This is a genomic window from Streptococcus sp. 714 (genome assembly GCF_013277115.1).
Classification (GTDB): domain Bacteria; phylum Bacillota; class Bacilli; order Lactobacillales; family Streptococcaceae; genus Streptococcus.
Window position 1 is genome coordinate 1,059 of sequence record NZ_VMMH01000020.1, and the last position, 14,280, is coordinate 15,338.

General features: G+C 40.6%; 17 protein-coding genes. 14 read left to right on the forward strand and 3 right to left on the reverse strand.

Annotated features, from left to right (window positions below; genetic code table 11):
- Nucleotides 1-251: 251 nt before the first annotated feature.
- The 9 genes from HT718_RS07610 (at nucleotide 252) to dnaJ (ending at nucleotide 8,138) form a co-directional block, all read left to right on the forward strand.
- On the forward strand, nucleotides 252-572 hold the full coding sequence (locus HT718_RS07610) for a PadR family transcriptional regulator (RefSeq protein WP_173268076.1): 321 nt from the start codon (nucleotides 252-254) through the stop codon (nucleotides 570-572).
- Nucleotides 572-1,147, forward strand: coding sequence for a DUF2812 domain-containing protein (locus HT718_RS07615; RefSeq protein ID WP_173268077.1), 576 nt, complete (start codon nucleotides 572-574; stop codon nucleotides 1,145-1,147). The genes HT718_RS07610 and HT718_RS07615 overlap by 1 nt, the downstream gene beginning before the upstream one ends.
- 34 nt (nucleotides 1,148-1,181) lie before the next feature.
- Nucleotides 1,182-1,694, forward strand: coding sequence for a DUF2812 domain-containing protein (locus HT718_RS07620; protein WP_173268078.1), 513 nt, complete (start codon nucleotides 1,182-1,184; stop codon nucleotides 1,692-1,694).
- A 160-nt stretch (nucleotides 1,695-1,854) separates the two neighbouring features.
- Nucleotides 1,855-2,889: a heat-inducible transcriptional repressor HrcA gene (gene hrcA, locus HT718_RS07625; protein ID WP_173268116.1), complete on the forward strand. Its 1,035-nt coding sequence runs from the start codon at nucleotides 1,855-1,857 to the stop codon at nucleotides 2,887-2,889.
- A 26-nt stretch (nucleotides 2,890-2,915) separates the two neighbouring features.
- On the forward strand, nucleotides 2,916-3,440 hold the full coding sequence (grpE, locus tag HT718_RS07630; protein WP_049538869.1) for a nucleotide exchange factor GrpE: 525 nt from the start codon (nucleotides 2,916-2,918) through the stop codon (nucleotides 3,438-3,440).
- Between the two features lie 481 nt (nucleotides 3,441-3,921).
- Nucleotides 3,922-5,745, forward strand: a complete 1,824-nt coding sequence (gene dnaK, locus HT718_RS07635) for a molecular chaperone DnaK (RefSeq protein ID WP_173268079.1) — start codon at nucleotides 3,922-3,924, stop codon at nucleotides 5,743-5,745.
- Nucleotides 5,746-5,757: 12 nt separating this feature from the next.
- A complete protein-coding gene (locus HT718_RS07640) occupies nucleotides 5,758-6,111 on the forward strand; it encodes a hypothetical protein (RefSeq protein ID WP_173268080.1) in 354 nt (117 codons plus the stop codon).
- A gap of 59 nt (nucleotides 6,112-6,170) precedes the next feature.
- Entirely contained in the window at nucleotides 6,171-6,803 is a 633-nt protein-coding gene (locus HT718_RS07645; RefSeq protein WP_173268081.1) for a DJ-1/PfpI family protein, read from the forward strand.
- 198 nt (nucleotides 6,804-7,001) lie between these two features.
- Nucleotides 7,002-8,138 carry a molecular chaperone DnaJ gene (gene dnaJ, locus HT718_RS07650; protein WP_173268082.1) on the forward strand — a complete coding sequence of 379 codons (1,137 nt, stop codon included), beginning with the start codon at nucleotides 7,002-7,004 and terminating at the stop codon, nucleotides 8,136-8,138.
- Between the two features lie 288 nt (nucleotides 8,139-8,426).
- Here the strand turns inward: dnaJ and HT718_RS07655 are convergent, their stop codons facing one another.
- Together HT718_RS07655 and HT718_RS07660 are read right to left on the reverse strand one after the other, a co-directional pair.
- On the reverse strand, nucleotides 8,427-8,714 hold the full coding sequence (locus HT718_RS07655; protein WP_173268083.1) for a hypothetical protein: 288 nt from the start codon (nucleotides 8,712-8,714) through the stop codon (nucleotides 8,427-8,429).
- A gap of 9 nt (nucleotides 8,715-8,723) precedes the next feature.
- Nucleotides 8,724-9,134 (reverse strand): HIT family protein, encoded by a 411-nt coding sequence (locus tag HT718_RS07660; protein ID WP_001278317.1) that lies wholly within the window; start codon nucleotides 9,132-9,134, stop codon nucleotides 8,724-8,726.
- Nucleotides 9,135-9,201: 67 nt separating this feature from the next.
- Between HT718_RS07660 and HT718_RS07665 the strand changes: the two genes are divergently transcribed.
- Together HT718_RS07665 and HT718_RS07670 are read left to right on the forward strand one after the other, a co-directional pair.
- A complete protein-coding gene (locus HT718_RS07665; RefSeq protein WP_173268084.1) occupies nucleotides 9,202-9,933 on the forward strand; it encodes an ABC transporter ATP-binding protein in 732 nt (243 codons plus the stop codon).
- The gene (locus HT718_RS07670; RefSeq protein ID WP_173268085.1) at nucleotides 9,930-10,979 is read left to right on the forward strand and encodes an ABC transporter permease; all 1,050 of its coding nucleotides are present in this window, start codon (nucleotides 9,930-9,932) and stop codon (nucleotides 10,977-10,979) included. Before HT718_RS07665 ends, HT718_RS07670 begins: the two co-directional genes overlap by 4 nt.
- Before the next feature lie 62 nt (nucleotides 10,980-11,041).
- Here the strand turns inward: HT718_RS07670 and HT718_RS07675 are convergent, their stop codons facing one another.
- Complete coding sequence (locus HT718_RS07675) at nucleotides 11,042-11,371, reverse strand: helicase BlpT (RefSeq protein ID WP_084861873.1); 330 nt, start codon at nucleotides 11,369-11,371, stop codon at nucleotides 11,042-11,044.
- 295 nt (nucleotides 11,372-11,666) lie between these two features.
- On the opposite strand from HT718_RS07675, the gene HT718_RS07680 reads away from it, so the two are divergent.
- The 3 genes from HT718_RS07680 (at nucleotide 11,667) to HT718_RS09785 (ending at nucleotide 14,212) form a co-directional block, all read left to right on the forward strand.
- Nucleotides 11,667-12,404 (forward strand): response regulator transcription factor, encoded by a 738-nt coding sequence (locus HT718_RS07680; RefSeq protein ID WP_173268086.1) that lies wholly within the window; start codon nucleotides 11,667-11,669, stop codon nucleotides 12,402-12,404.
- A gap of 13 nt (nucleotides 12,405-12,417) precedes the next feature.
- On the forward strand, nucleotides 12,418-13,767 hold the full coding sequence (locus HT718_RS07685) for a sensor histidine kinase (RefSeq protein WP_173268087.1): 1,350 nt from the start codon (nucleotides 12,418-12,420) through the stop codon (nucleotides 13,765-13,767).
- A gap of 88 nt (nucleotides 13,768-13,855) precedes the next feature.
- Nucleotides 13,856-14,212, forward strand: a complete 357-nt coding sequence (locus HT718_RS09785) for a hypothetical protein (protein ID WP_042900362.1) — start codon at nucleotides 13,856-13,858, stop codon at nucleotides 14,210-14,212.
- Nucleotides 14,213-14,280: the final 68 nt, after the last annotated feature.

The window sequence follows — 14,280 nt, forward strand, 5'->3', positions numbered from 1 at the left end:
TCAAAACACTGTTTTGAGGATGTAGATAAGACTGACGAAGTCAGTAACATATATACGGCGAGGTGAAGCTGAAGTAGGTTGAATAGTATAAGATAGTTTGGATTATCCAATGCATGGAGTTGAATATGAAGGCAAAATAGTCGATCGATGTTTAGAGAGAATGCCGATTATTTCTTGCATTTTATATCGAGGTGTGATATATTTTATATAACGAAGTGCGATATATCGAACTGGATAGGAGGTGGCTATAAATGGAATTAACGGATAAGATTCGTCGAGTTTATCTTCCGATGACGGAAACGGGTTTTTATATCTTGTTCTGTCTGCAAAAGGAAGGTCATGGTTATAGTATTACGCAAAAGGTCAAGGAGATGACAGATTCGCAAGTTTCAATTAGTCCTGGGACTATGTATGGAACCTTGTCAAAAATGGAAAAGGATGGTTTGATTTCCTTTGTTCGCGAAGAGGGAAAACGTAAAATCTATCAGATTACAGACTTGGGACGCAAAGTCTTAGATATTGAATTGAAGCGTATTGAACGGCTCTATAGAAACAGTCGGGAGGAAGGATGATGGAAAAGAAAATTGTTTATCGAATTTTTACAATTGCGGATTATGAGAGGGAGGCTCTGTACTTTAGAGAAATGCATGCTAAGGGCTGGAAACTTAGAAAAGTAAGCTATTCTATCTTATTGTTTGCAGTTAAGTATACCTTTGAAAAGTGTCACTCTGAGCAAGTGTCTTATCAGTTGGATTTTTACCCAATGGAAAAATCAGAGAGAGCCTCCTATTTACAACTGTTTAAAGACTGTGGCTGGGAGCATATTACAGACTTTAATAGTTTTTCCTATTTTAGAAAAGCACATTCTGAAATTGAATCGAATGCCGAGTTTGAAATTTATAATGACGCTGCTGGGAAGTTAGCTATGGTTAATCGCATTTTAAGACTGCGATTAGTACCTGTTTTACTTTTGCTAGCCATACATATATCATTCTTACTTAAATTGCTCAATAGAAGTAATGCGTATGGTCTATGGAGTTTACTTGCAGTCGGGCTAGATATTTTCTTATCTTTGATCCTTTTCTTAATAGTTTCTTCTATTGGCTGGAAGTTATGGCATAAAAAGAAGGAATTATCAGATTTATGATGGGATAGGTATGCTCAAAATTGGAGGGGAAGTCATGATAAATAAAAAGCAATTTCGAATTTTCACTATTCTTGATTTGGACAAGGAAGAAGAATATTTACATGAGATGCATTTGAAAGGTTGGAGGTATAGAACTAGTCGTTTTGGTTTTTTCTATTTTGACCAATGTCAACCGAACGATGTCATCTACCGTATCTATGATTCTAGATTTCTTAAAAAGCATAAGTATGAACTGCAAGATTTTAGAAATAGAGGTTGGGAATTGATAGAAGCAGGTTCTTGTTCGATTCTTCGTAAATCGTCTTCTAATTTACTTCCAGAGGATCAAGTTTATATGAGTAAGGGGCTCAGATGGGAAGTTATGCGATCTAGACTTCGTTCCTGTACAGCTACTTTCTTAGGTGGTTTTGTTGTTTGTATGAGTTTATTTAAAGAAGAACTTTCTATGTCTTTCTTCGTTATTTTTCTTTTATATGCTCTCTTGATTTCCTATCTAATCTATGGTTTTTTAAGACTTAAAAGGAAATATCAAGTAGATGAACAGTAAGGTTCTAGGTCTTCAGACTGATTTTTAGCACTCTTGGTAAAAGAGTGCTAATTTTTTGAGTTTTTGTCTTGACATTCTCTTTTAAGGGTGTATAATAGAATCATAAGTTAGCACTTAAGTGTATCGAGTGCTAATCGATCAGACAGAGAGGGGTGATGAGGTGGTTACAGAGCGTCAGCAGGATATTCTAAATCTCATTATTGACATCTTTACCAAAACGCACGAACCTGTCGGATCCAAAGCCTTGCAAGAGTCTATTAACTCTAGCAGTGCAACCATTCGTAATGACATGGCGGCTCTAGAAAAGCAAGGTTTGCTTGAAAAGACTCATACTTCAAGTGGTCGGATGCCAAGTGTTGCTGGTTTTCAGTACTATGTAAAACACTCACTGGATTTTGATCGACTGGCTGAAAATGAGGTTTACGAGATTGTCAAAGCCTTTGATCAGGAATTCTTCAAACTGGAGGATATTTTGCAAGAGGCAGCTAATCTACTGACAGACTTGAGTGGCTGTACGGTAGTGGCACTGGATGTTGAGCCGAGCAGGCAACGTTTGACAGCCTTTGATATCGTTGTTTTGGGGCAACATACAGCCTTGGCAGTATTTACCCTAGACGAGTCTCGAACGGTTACCAGTCAATTTCTGATTCCAAGGAACTTCTTGCAGGAGGATTTGCTGAAACTGAAGAATATCATTCAGGAACGTTTCCTCGGTCACACCGTTCTAGATATCCACTACAAGATTCGGACGGAGATTCCGCAGATTATCCAGCGTTACTTTACAACAACGGACAATGTGATTGATCTCTTTGAACACATCTTTAAGGAAATGTTCAACGAAAATATCGTGGTGGCAGGCAAGGTCAATCTCTTGAATTTTGCCAATCTGGCAGCTTATCAGTTCTTTGACCAACCGCAAAAGGTGGCTCTGGAGATTCGTGAGGGGTTGCATGAGGATCAGATGCAAAATGTCCGTGTTGCGGACAGTCAAGAGTCCTGTCTAGCAGACCTAGCGGTGATTAGTAGCAAGTTCCTCATTCCTTATCGGGGAGTTGGAATTCTAGCGATTATTGGTCCTGTTAATCTGGATTACCAACAGCTAATCAACCAAGTCAATGTGGTCAACCGTGTTTTGACCATGAAGTTGACAGATTTTTACCGCTACCTCAGCAGTAATCATTACGAAGTACATTAAGATTGAAATCATTAAAGGAGGCGAAAATGGCCCAAGATATAAAAAATGAAGAAGTAGAAGAAGTTCAAGAAGAGGAAGTTGTGGAAACGGTAGAAGAAGCAACTCCTGAGAAGTCTGAGTTGGACTTGGCAAATGAACGTGCAGATGAGTTCGAGAACAAATACCTTCGTGCTCATGCAGAAATGCAAAATATCCAACGCCGTGCCAATGAAGAGCGTCAAAACTTGCAACGTTATCGTAGCCAAGACTTGGCAAAAGCAATCTTACCATCGCTCGACAACCTTGAGCGTGCACTTGCAGTTGAAGGTTTGACAGATGATGTGAAGAAGGGCTTGGAAATGGTGCAAGAAAGCTTGATTCACGCTTTGAAAGAAGAAGGAATCGAAGAAATCGCAGCTGACGGAGAATTTGACCATAACTACCATATGGCCATCCAAACCCTCCCAGCAGACGATGAACACCCAGCAGATACCATCGCCCAAGTCTTCCAAAAAGGCTACAAACTCCATGACCGCATCCTACGCCCAGCAATGGTAGTAGTGTACAACTAAGATACAAAGCCCGTAGAAAGTTCACAGTAAAAATAGGAGATTGACGAAGTGTTCGATGAACACAAGAAAATCTATCTTTTTTACCCAGAGCTTAGGGCGTGTTCGATTAGGCAATTCTGACGGTAGCTAAAGCAACTCGTCAGAAAACGGCAATCGCTATGGCGTTTGCCTAGCCTCCTTACTAACTCGTCGTCGAAATAAAATCGATTTCGACTCCTCGTGTCGCAATTTACATAATAGAAAACTTGTCCGAAACGACACTAAACTATGAAGAAAGATAAAAAAGTAGTTCAGCTTTGCAATAGTGAGCGAAGCGAACCAAAGACGATACTCTTCGCCGTGGCGCTACTTGCGCAAACTTTGAGACCATAGGCTCAAAGTTTAGTCAAAGAGATTGACGAGGTTAAGCTCTGACGGCGCCGCCACCTAAGAAGAGTATCAAAAAGAAAAATAGAAAATTAACTAACAAGGAGAAAAACACATGTCTAAAATTATCGGTATTGACTTAGGTACAACAAACTCAGCAGTAGCAGTTCTTGAAGGAACTGAAAGCAAAATCATCGCAAACCCAGAAGGTAACCGCACAACTCCATCTGTAGTATCATTCAAAAACGGCGAAATCATCGTTGGTGATGCTGCGAAACGTCAAGCAGTCACAAACCCAGATACAGTTATCTCTATCAAGTCTAAGATGGGTACTTCTGAAAAAGTTTCTGCAAACGGAAAAGAATACACTCCACAAGAAATCTCAGCTATGATTCTTCAATACTTGAAAGGCTACGCTGAAGACTACCTTGGTGAGAAAGTAACCAAAGCTGTTATCACAGTTCCAGCTTACTTCAACGATGCTCAACGTCAAGCAACAAAAGACGCTGGTAAAATCGCTGGTCTTGAAGTAGAACGTATTGTCAACGAACCAACTGCAGCAGCCCTTGCTTACGGTTTGGACAAGACTGATAAAGAAGAAAAAATCTTGGTATTCGACCTTGGTGGTGGTACATTCGACGTCTCTATCCTTGAATTGGGTGACGGTGTCTTCGACGTATTGTCAACTGCAGGGGACAACAAACTGGGTGGTGACGACTTTGACCAAAAAATCATCGACCACTTGGTAGCAGAATTCAAGAAAGAAAACGGTATTGACTTGTCTACTGACAAGATGGCAATGCAACGTTTGAAAGATGCAGCTGAAAAAGCGAAGAAAGACCTTTCTGGTGTAACTTCAACACAAATCAGCTTGCCGTTTATCACTGCAGGTGAGGCTGGACCTCTTCACTTGGAAATGACTTTGACTCGTGCTAAATTTGACGATTTGACTCGTGACCTTGTTGAACGTACAAAAGTTCCAGTTCGCCAAGCCCTTTCAGATGCTGGTTTAAGCTTGTCAGAAATCGATGAAGTTATCCTTGTTGGTGGTTCAACTCGTATCCCAGCTGTTGTAGAAGCAGTTAAAGCTGAAACTGGTAAAGAACCAAACAAATCAGTAAACCCTGACGAAGTAGTTGCTATGGGTGCTGCGATCCAAGGTGGTGTCATCACTGGTGATGTCAAAGATGTTGTCCTTCTTGACGTAACTCCATTGTCACTTGGTATTGAAACAATGGGTGGAGTCTTCACAAAACTCATCGACCGCAACACAACAATTCCAACCTCTAAATCACAAGTCTTCTCAACAGCAGCAGACAACCAACCAGCCGTTGATATCCACGTTCTTCAAGGTGAACGCCCAATGGCAGCAGATAACAAGACTCTTGGACGTTTCCAATTGACTGATATCCCAGCTGCACCTCGTGGAATTCCTCAAATCGAAGTAACATTTGACATCGATAAGAACGGTATCGTATCTGTTAAAGCCAAAGATCTTGGAACTCAAAAAGAACAAACAATCGTTATCCAATCTAACTCAGGTTTGACAGACGAAGAAATCGACCGCATGATGAAAGATGCAGAAGCTAACGCTGAAGCAGATAAGAAACGTAAAGAAGAAGTTGACCTTCGTAACGAAGTAGACCAAGCCATTTTTGCGACTGAAAAGACAATCAAAGAAACTGAAGGCAAAGGCTTCGATGCAGAACGTGATGCTGCACAAGCTGCCCTTGATGATCTTAAGAAAACTCAAGAAGACAACAACTTGGACGACATGAAAGCAAAACTTGAAGCATTGAACGAAAAAGCTCAAGGCCTTGCTGTTAAACTCTACGAACAAGCCGCAGCAGCCCAACAAACTCAAGCAGGAGCAGAAGGAGCACAAGCAACAGGAAACGCAGGCGATGACGTCGTAGACGGAGAGTTTACTGAGAAGTAAGGGGCTAGTGTTATGAGTGTTGATAAAAATAATCTTTCTGACATTGCAGATTATCATGAAAAGATAAAGTTTTTTGAAGAATTATTTAATTTACATTGTAATCCAACAGAAATGATGGTAACTGTGGAAAGAAATGGAAATGTCATTTATAAAGAATTTACAGAAGTAGCTGTTGGTAAGAGTAAATATGACTACACTTCTGTGTTTAAAGATGTTATGATTGACTTTTCAGATCATATACGTCAGGAGTTAGATCTATATAAAACACAAGACCCACACTATAATAAATTTGAATTTGATTTGGCTAAAAGGTCTTTGAAGATTACTACTAGAGATAATACAATAATTTTTATTTCAAAGGAATAATCTAACCACAGAGGTTGCAACCCAGCCTCTGTTTTTCGATAAAATAGAGGATGTTGCGTATGAAAAAAGTACTTTGTATCATTTATCCTAATTTCTCTCTTTATGAGATAACCACTTTAACGAGTACTTTATCTCTGTCTTTTGACATCACGATTGATTATGTAGCTTCTGAGAATTCGATGGTGATCTCTGAGGATGGTTTGCCCTGTCAACCGACGAAAACATTGAATCAAATCCGTATAGAAGATTATTCTTGTGTGATTTTGCCAGGAATGGTAAATATAGGGCCTGCTCTACAGGATGAGAAATTGATTTCGTTTTTGAAAGGTCTCGATGAGCAAGATATCCTAATTGCAGCCATTTCTTCAGCGCCCCTTTTATTGGCGAAATCAGGCTTGTTGAACGACACGAAATTTACAGGTGGAATTTGGCAAAACTTCTTTGACTATTTTGAATTTCTTCCACGTGAGAATTTCCAACCGAAAGTTCTTGTCCAAGATAAACAAATCATTACGGCTATCGGTTTTGCACATCAAGAGTTTGCAAGAAAAGTGATTTTCGGTTTAGGGTTGGCAGAGAATACGGACAACTATTTTAAAGAACAGAACGAGTATGCTGAAGAGGATTTGATATTTACTCTATCAGATGAAGAGTTTAATCAAGTGAAGCAGAGTATAGAAAACAGTCTCTAAAGATTTACATGAAAATTATAGAAAGGAACAAGGGTGTTCAGGGAATTGAACACGGGTTTCAGAATTTCTTACTAAATATAAAAGAAAGGAATTGAACCCGACCTAAATTCTCGGAAAAAAGATAAATCTGCCTAGGAGCATCGCTCCAGCGTCAGATTTCCTATTTTTCAGTCGAATTTTACGGTCTTGGTATCTTGTATGAACAATACTGAATTTTATGATCGTCTGGGGGTGTCAAAAAACGCTTCGGCAGACGAAATCAAAAAGGCTTATCGTAAGCTTTCGAAAAAATATCACCCAGATATCAACAAGGAGCCTGGTGCTGAGGAAAAGTACAAGGAAGTTCAAGAAGCCTATGAGACTTTGAGTGACGCCCAAAAACGGGCTGCCTATGACCAATATGGTGCTGCAGGAGCTAACGGTGGCTTTGGTGGTGCTGGTGGTTTCGGCGGTTTCAACGGAGCAGGTGGCTTCGGTGGTTTTGAGGACATCTTCTCAAGTTTCTTCGGCGGAGGAGGTGCTTCGCGTAATCCAAACGCTCCTCGTCAGGGGGATGACCTCCAATACCGTGTGAATTTGACTTTTGAAGAAGCTATTTTTGGAGCTGAAAAAGAAGTTAAATACAACCGTGAAGCAAGCTGTCGTACATGTAATGGCTCTGGTGCTAAGCCAGGAACAAGTCCAGTCACTTGTGGACGCTGTCATGGAGCTGGTGTCATTAACGTTGATACACAAACTCCTCTTGGTATGATGCGTCGTCAAGTAACCTGTGATGTCTGTCATGGTCGTGGAAAAGAAATTAAAGATCCATGTACAACATGTCACGGAACAGGGCATGAAAAACAAGCCCATAGCGTACATGTGAAAATCCCTGCGGGTGTGGAAACAGGTCAACAAATTCGCTTAGCTGGTCAGGGTGAAGCAGGATTTAACGGTGGACCATACGGTGACTTGTACGTGGTGGTTTCTGTGGAAGCCAGCGACAAGTTTGAACGTGAAGGAACGACTATCTTCTACAATCTGAACCTCAACTTTGTCCAAGCGGCTCTTGGTGACACAGTTGATATCCCAACTGTTCATGGTGATGTTGAATTGGTTATCCCAGAGGGAACTCAGACTGGTAAGAAATTCCGCCTACGTGGCAAAGGAGCTCCGAGTCTTCGTGGCGGTGCAGTTGGTGACCAATACGTCACTGTTAATGTCGTAACACCGACAGGCTTGAACGACCGCCAAAAAGCAGCCTTGAAAGAATTCGCAGCTGCTGGTGACTTGAAGGTCAATCCAAAGAAAAAGGGATTCTTTGACCATATTAAAGATGCCTTTGAAGGAGAATAAAGCAAAAAGAGCCATCGGGCTCTTTTTATTTATAGATTTTTTAAAACTTTCCTTAAGTAATGACGGACGGTAGCGATCTTCTTCGAAGTTCCATACCTAAACTTTTAGCCTAGGTCTCAAAGTTTCCGAACATCTGAAACCAAACTATTTCAGATGTTTTCATTACGGCGGAAAGTCTGGGAAAGTATTCGATTTAGTTACGAAATGGTGAATGAGTTGTTTAAATTGTGATGTATTGTTGATGTAATATAGCTTGTTTATATTTTAAAAAGAGCCGTCGGGCTCTTTTTACTTATCTTCAGTTTCCTGTGTTTCTTTGATAACAGCTAGTCTAGTCTGGATATCTTTTTCCAAGACTTTAAATTTGTAAGTCAGGTCTTCTTGGTATTCCTTGATGAGTTCTTTTTGTTGGTCGATGATTTGTAGGCTGTTTTGGATAATATCCACATCGTCCTTGATAGCTTGAATGCGGTCAGTGGTATTCAAGACTTCATCTGTGATGTTTTGGCGATTTTTTGTGACCAGATAACTTCCGGCTGCAGCTCCTGCAAATAGCAGTAGGTTGGATAATTTCATGGCAACTCCTTAGGCGTTTTTGATAGTTTCAGCAACTTGAGCAAGTTTGTCAAAGTCTGGTTCGTGGGCGATAAAATCAATCTTGAGGTCATCGTCGGCACTGTAGCGAGGCACGAGGTGAACGTGGGTATGAAAGACGGTTTGCCCTGCGATTTCTTCACAGTTGGCAATGATATTCATACCAGCGGCCTTGGTAGCTTTCATGACTTTTTGAGCCACTTTTGGTACTTGGGCAAAGAGTTGGCTGGCGCTAGTAGCGTCCATTTCTAAAAGATTGCGATAGTGTTCTTTTGGCACGACCAAGGTATGTCCTGGTGTCACTTGAGAGATATCAAGAAAGGCAAGAACCTGCTCATCTTCATATACTTTTGAAGCAGGAATTTCCCCTGCAATGATTTTACAAAAAATGCAATCTGACATAAAATCTACCTCTACTGTATTGAATTTTGATATAATATAGCTACATTATACCAGATTTGGAGAAAATATGTTAGAAATTAAAAACCTGACAGGTGGCTATGTTCATGTCCCTGTCTTGAAAGACGTGTCTTTTACTGTTGAAAGTGGGCAGCTGGTCGGTTTGATTGGTCTCAATGGTGCTGGGAAATCAACGACCATCAATGAGATTATTGGTCTCTTGACACCTTATAGTGGTTCCATCAATATCAATGGCCTGACCCTGCAGGAAGATGCAACGAGCTACCGCAAGCAAATTGGCTACATTCCTGAGACACCTAGTCTGTATGAGGAATTGACTCTCAGAGAGCATATCGAAACGGTTGCTATGGCTTATGGTATCGAGCAGAAAGTGACTTTTGAACGAGTAGAACCCTTGTTAAAAATGTTCCGTCTGGACCAGAAATTGGACTGGTTCCCAGTTCATTTTTCAAAAGGGATGAAGCAGAAGGTCATGATTATCTGTGCTTTTGTGGTAGATCCGAGTCTCTTCATCGTGGATGAGCCTTTCCTTGGTCTCGATCCGCTGGCTATTTCTGACTTGATTCAGCTTTTGGAAGTGGAAAAGCAACAGGGCAAGTCCATTCTCATGAGTACTCACGTGCTGGATTCGGCGGAGAAGATGTGTGATGCCTTTGTTATTCTCCACAAGGGAGAGGTGCGTGCCAAGGGGAATCTAACTCAACTGCGCGAAGCCTTTGACATGCCTGAGGCTAGTTTGAATGATATTTACTTGGCTCTGACCAAAGAGGAGGAGCTATGAAAGACTTGTTTTTAAAGAGAAAGCAGGCTTTTCGTAAGGAGTGTGTCGGTTATCTGCGCTATGTTCTCAATGACCACTTTGTATTGTTCCTGCTTGTCCTGCTGGGTTTTCTAGCCTACCAGTACAGTCAACTCTTGCAAGATTTTCCTGAAAATCATTGGCCTATCCTTTTGTTTGTAGGAATTACGTCTGTTTTACTTTTGCTTTGGGGAGGAATTGCCACCTATATGGAGGCTCCAGACAAGCTCTTTCTCTTAGTTGGAGAAGAGGAAGTCAAGTTCCATCTCAAGCGTCAAACTGGCATTTCCCTAGTCTTTTGGCTCTTTGTCCAGACCCTTTTCTTGCTTTTATTTGCTCCCCTATTTTTGGCAATGGGTTATGGCATACCAGTTTTTTTGGTCTATGTGCTCCTATTGGGTGTAGGGAAATATCTGCTTTTTCGTCAAAAGGCCAGCAAGTTTTTTACGGAAACTAGACTGGACTGGGACTATGTCATTTCCCAAGAAAGCAAGCGCAAGCAAGTCTTACTTCGTTTCTTTGCCCTCTTTACGCAGGTCAAGGGAATTTCAAACAGCGTCAAGCGTCGTGCCTATCTGGACTTTATCCTAAAGGCTGTTCAGAAGGTTCCTGGAAAGATTTGGCAAAATCTCTATCTCCGTTCTTATTTGCGAAATGGAGATTTCTTTGCCCTCAGTCTCCGTCTGCTCTTGCTTTCCATACTGGCGCAAGTTTTTATCGAGCAAGCTTGGATTGCGACAGCAGTGGTGGTTCTCTTTAACTACCTCTTGCTCTTTCAGTTGCTGGCCCTCTATCACGCCTTTGACTACCAGTATTTGACCCAACTCTTTCCACTGGACAAGGGGCAAAAGGAAAAAGGTTTACAGGCTGTAGTCCGAGGATTGACCATTTTGGTCTTAGTAGTGGAATTAGTTGTTGGATTGATTACCTTCCAAGAAAAACTAGCCCTTCTAGCCTTACTGGGAGCTGGTTTGGTTTTACTAGTCTTGTATTTACCTTATCAGGTAAAACGTCAGATGCAGGACTAAAACTTGCTTATATGATATTAAAAAAGAAGTTGAGTTCAATCTAGCTCAACTTCTTTTATTTTCTACAGAATAATGGTTGGTCCGTAGAGACTCAACTTGGTCTTGACTTGGTCAAAGTGGAAGCGGTCATAGGCTCGCCAAGCGGCGCGAGTAGGAGCATCGGGATCAAGAGCGCTGAGTCCCATGAGAAGACTGGAAGTCTGGTAAAATTTTTCCAGTTCAATCAAGACTCGATTATCCACTGTCTCAGCCTTGGCTAGAAAGCCAAGAATAGAGTTTAGTTGTTCCTGAAAGCGGACGTCGTCAGCTGTTGCCTGTTTGCATGCTTGATAGGCTTTGTTTAAGTCAGTAATCAAAGTCTGAGCTCTTTTGATAGGGTCTGCATCTGTCATGAGAATTCCTCCTTTAATCTGGGTGCTAGTCTTGATTCTAGCAATTGTATTTTGATACTGTCAGTTTATCACTTTTATCTCCTTGTTCACCATAAAATCTTTAATTGTCCTTGAAATTTCCTGAATGGTACTGTTAAGATTTTATGATAAAATAGTGGTAAGATTATCATGCTTATTTGAGGAACAAGATACCTTTCAGGAGCTTTGAAGGCCTGTTTAAGATTTGGTGGGCTTGTGTCAGAGTATTTTTGCTATTCTCTTTTTAGGAAGAAATTGAAACAAGGGGAGTAAAAAGATGAGAATATTTGTTTTAGAAGATGATTTTTCCCAACAGACTAGAATTGAAACGACGATTGAGAAACTCTTGAAAAAACATCATATCACTCCTAGCTCTTTTGAGGTCTTTGGCAAGCCAGACCAACTGCTGGCAGAGGTGCATGAGAAGGGAGCACATCAGCTATTCTTTTTGGACATTGAGATTCGAAATGAAGAGATGAATGGTCTGGAAGTGGCTAGAAAGATTCGGGATAGGGATCCTTATGCCTTAATCGTCTTTGTGACGACTCACTCGGAGTTTATGCCCCTGTCCTTTCGCTACCAAGTGTCTGCTTTGGACTACATTGATAAGGCCCTTTCGGCAGAGGAGTTTGAGTCTCGGATCGAAACAGCCCTTCTCTATGCCAATAGTCAAGATAGTAAAAGTCTGGCGGAAGATTGCTTTTATTTTAAATCAAAATTTGCCCAATTCCAGTATCCTTTTAAAGAGGTTTACTATCTCGAAACATCGCCCAGAGCCCATCGTGTTATTCTCTATACCAAGACAGACAGGCTGGAATTTACAGCGAGTTTAGAGGAGGTTTTCAAGCAGGAGCCTCGTCTCTTGCAGTGCCATCGCTCTTTTCTCATCAATCCTGCCAATGTGGTTCGTTTGGATAAGAAAGAAAAACTGCTTTTCTTTCCCAATGGTGGAAGTTGTTTGATCGCGCGTTATAAGGTCAGGGAAGTGTCTGAGGCTATTAATAACTTACACTGAGCTAGGAGAATTTATGAATATTGCTTGGATATTATTATATACACTTATTACTAATGGGCTAGAAATTGTCATTTTCTTTAAGGTAGATGGAATTGGTCTCACTTTTGAGAGGATTTTTAAGGCCTTTCTTTTTAGGATACTGTTGGCCGTTGTTTTTGTAATGATTAGCTATATAGTAGGAAATACTTACCTATCTTATTTCACGAACCCCTTGTACGGCATAGGCTTGTCTTTCTTATTGTTAAGAGGGTTTCCTAAAAAACTCCTTTTCTTTTATGGTCTCTTTCCAATGATATTGGTGAATCTCTTTTATAGAGGTCTTTCTTATTTTGTGCTTCCATTTTTGGGACAAGGGCAAGTACATGATGATTACTCTTTGATTTGGTTGTGTATAATAATTTTCAATTTCTTCATTTCTCTAGCCTTTTTGAAATGGTTGGACTATGATTTCACTAGCTTGAGAAGGGAGATTCTTGATACAGGTTTTCAAAAGTCCCTGACTAAGATTAACTGGATAATGGGGGCTTACTATCTAGTGATGCAAAGTCTGTCTTTCTTTGAATATGAACAAGGTATTCAATCAACGACTGTTCGCCATCTGATCCTAGTGTTTTACTTGCTCTTTTTTATGGGGATAATCAAGAAGCTGGATACCTATTTGAAGGACAAACTCCATGAGAGACTGGACCAAGAACAGGCCTTGCGTTACAGAGATATGGAACGCTATAGTCGGCATATAGAGGAACTTTACAAGGAAGTACGGAGTTTTCGCCATGACTATACCAACCTCTTAACCAGCTTACGTTTGGGCATTGAAGAGGAGGATATGGAGCAGATAAAAGAGGTCTACGACTCCGTCTTAAAGGATTCTAGTGAAAAATTGCAGGACAATAAATATGACCTTGGACGATTGGTGAATATTCGTGATAAAGCCCTCAAAAGTCTCCTCGCGGGAAAATTTCTAAAAGCCAGAGATAAGGACATTGTCTTTAATGTCGAAGTTCCTGAGGAGATTCAGGTAGAGGGGATGAGCCTACTTGATTTTCTAACCATTGTGTCTATCCTTTGTGACAATGCTATTGAAGCCAGTGCAGAGGCTAGTCAACCTCACGTTTCAATCGCCTTTTTCAAAAATGGAGCACAGGAGACCTTTATCATCGAAAATTCTATCAAAGAAGAGGAGATAGATATTTCTGAAATCTTCTCCTTTGGAGCCAGTTCTAAAGGGGAGGAGAGAGGAGTTGGTCTCTATACCGTTATGAAAATTGTGGAAAGTCATCCCAATACCAGTCTCAATACCACCTGTCAAAATCAAGTCTTTCGTCAGGTTTTAACAGTTCACTTGTTGCCGGTTGGTCATTAGAAAATTTGTGAAAAAATTAGCAGAAGTTAGCTGTTAAAGTTTGTCTTTGTCCAGTTTGATTTTTACCATAGTATGTGAGGTATATTAAATGAATAAGAAATCCTTTTTTATCATCTGTTCTACGTTGATCATAGCTTCGAATCTTCTCATGATTTCCGTGGTGAACAAGGGAGAAGAAACAGGGAGCAACCTGTTTGTGATTGCTATAGCCTGTGTTTTACTACCAGCATTTTTATATGCGGTTGAAAATCAACTGACTTCATTGGTAAGAGTAGAATCAATACTCCTGATTCAGTTGACAGTTATATCCCTACTCCGTCTTATCAATAGAATAGGGAGTACGCCTGAAATCCTCAACATTATCATTACCCTTATCGCTTTGGCAAGTGGGACAGCTGCTATCCTTGTTGCGATCATGAGAATATATGAGAACATACGGAAGTGAGGGTGAGTAGTTTTCTATTTTGTATTTTCACATTGTCAAGTTTCCCCCAGGGCAAGTATGTTTTTCAT

Coding starts and splice junctions, on each gene's coding strand:
- HT718_RS07610 (WP_173268076.1), top strand. CDS start 252: ATGGAATTAACGGATAAGATTCGTCGAGTTTATCTTCCGATGACGGAA.
- HT718_RS07615 (WP_173268077.1), top strand. CDS start 572: ATGGAAAAGAAAATTGTTTATCGAATTTTTACAATTGCGGATTATGAG.
- HT718_RS07620 (WP_173268078.1), top strand. CDS start 1,182: ATGATAAATAAAAAGCAATTTCGAATTTTCACTATTCTTGATTTGGAC.
- grpE (WP_049538869.1), top strand. CDS start 2,916: ATGGCCCAAGATATAAAAAATGAAGAAGTAGAAGAAGTTCAAGAAGAG.
- dnaK (WP_173268079.1), top strand. CDS start 3,922: ATGTCTAAAATTATCGGTATTGACTTAGGTACAACAAACTCAGCAGTA.
- HT718_RS07640 (WP_173268080.1), top strand. CDS start 5,758: ATGAGTGTTGATAAAAATAATCTTTCTGACATTGCAGATTATCATGAA.
- HT718_RS07645 (WP_173268081.1), top strand. CDS start 6,171: ATGAAAAAAGTACTTTGTATCATTTATCCTAATTTCTCTCTTTATGAG.
- dnaJ (WP_173268082.1), top strand. CDS start 7,002: ATGAACAATACTGAATTTTATGATCGTCTGGGGGTGTCAAAAAACGCT.
- HT718_RS07655 (WP_173268083.1), bottom strand. CDS start 8,714: ATGAAATTATCCAACCTACTGCTATTTGCAGGAGCTGCAGCCGGAAGT.
- HT718_RS07660 (WP_001278317.1), bottom strand. CDS start 9,134: ATGTCAGATTGCATTTTTTGTAAAATCATTGCAGGGGAAATTCCTGCT.
- HT718_RS07665 (WP_173268084.1), top strand. CDS start 9,202: ATGTTAGAAATTAAAAACCTGACAGGTGGCTATGTTCATGTCCCTGTC.
- HT718_RS07670 (WP_173268085.1), top strand. CDS start 9,930: ATGAAAGACTTGTTTTTAAAGAGAAAGCAGGCTTTTCGTAAGGAGTGT.
- HT718_RS07675 (WP_084861873.1), bottom strand. CDS start 11,371: ATGACAGATGCAGACCCTATCAAAAGAGCTCAGACTTTGATTACTGAC.
- HT718_RS07680 (WP_173268086.1), top strand. CDS start 11,667: ATGAGAATATTTGTTTTAGAAGATGATTTTTCCCAACAGACTAGAATT.
- HT718_RS07685 (WP_173268087.1), top strand. CDS start 12,418: ATGAATATTGCTTGGATATTATTATATACACTTATTACTAATGGGCTA.
- HT718_RS09785 (WP_042900362.1), top strand. CDS start 13,856: ATGAATAAGAAATCCTTTTTTATCATCTGTTCTACGTTGATCATAGCT.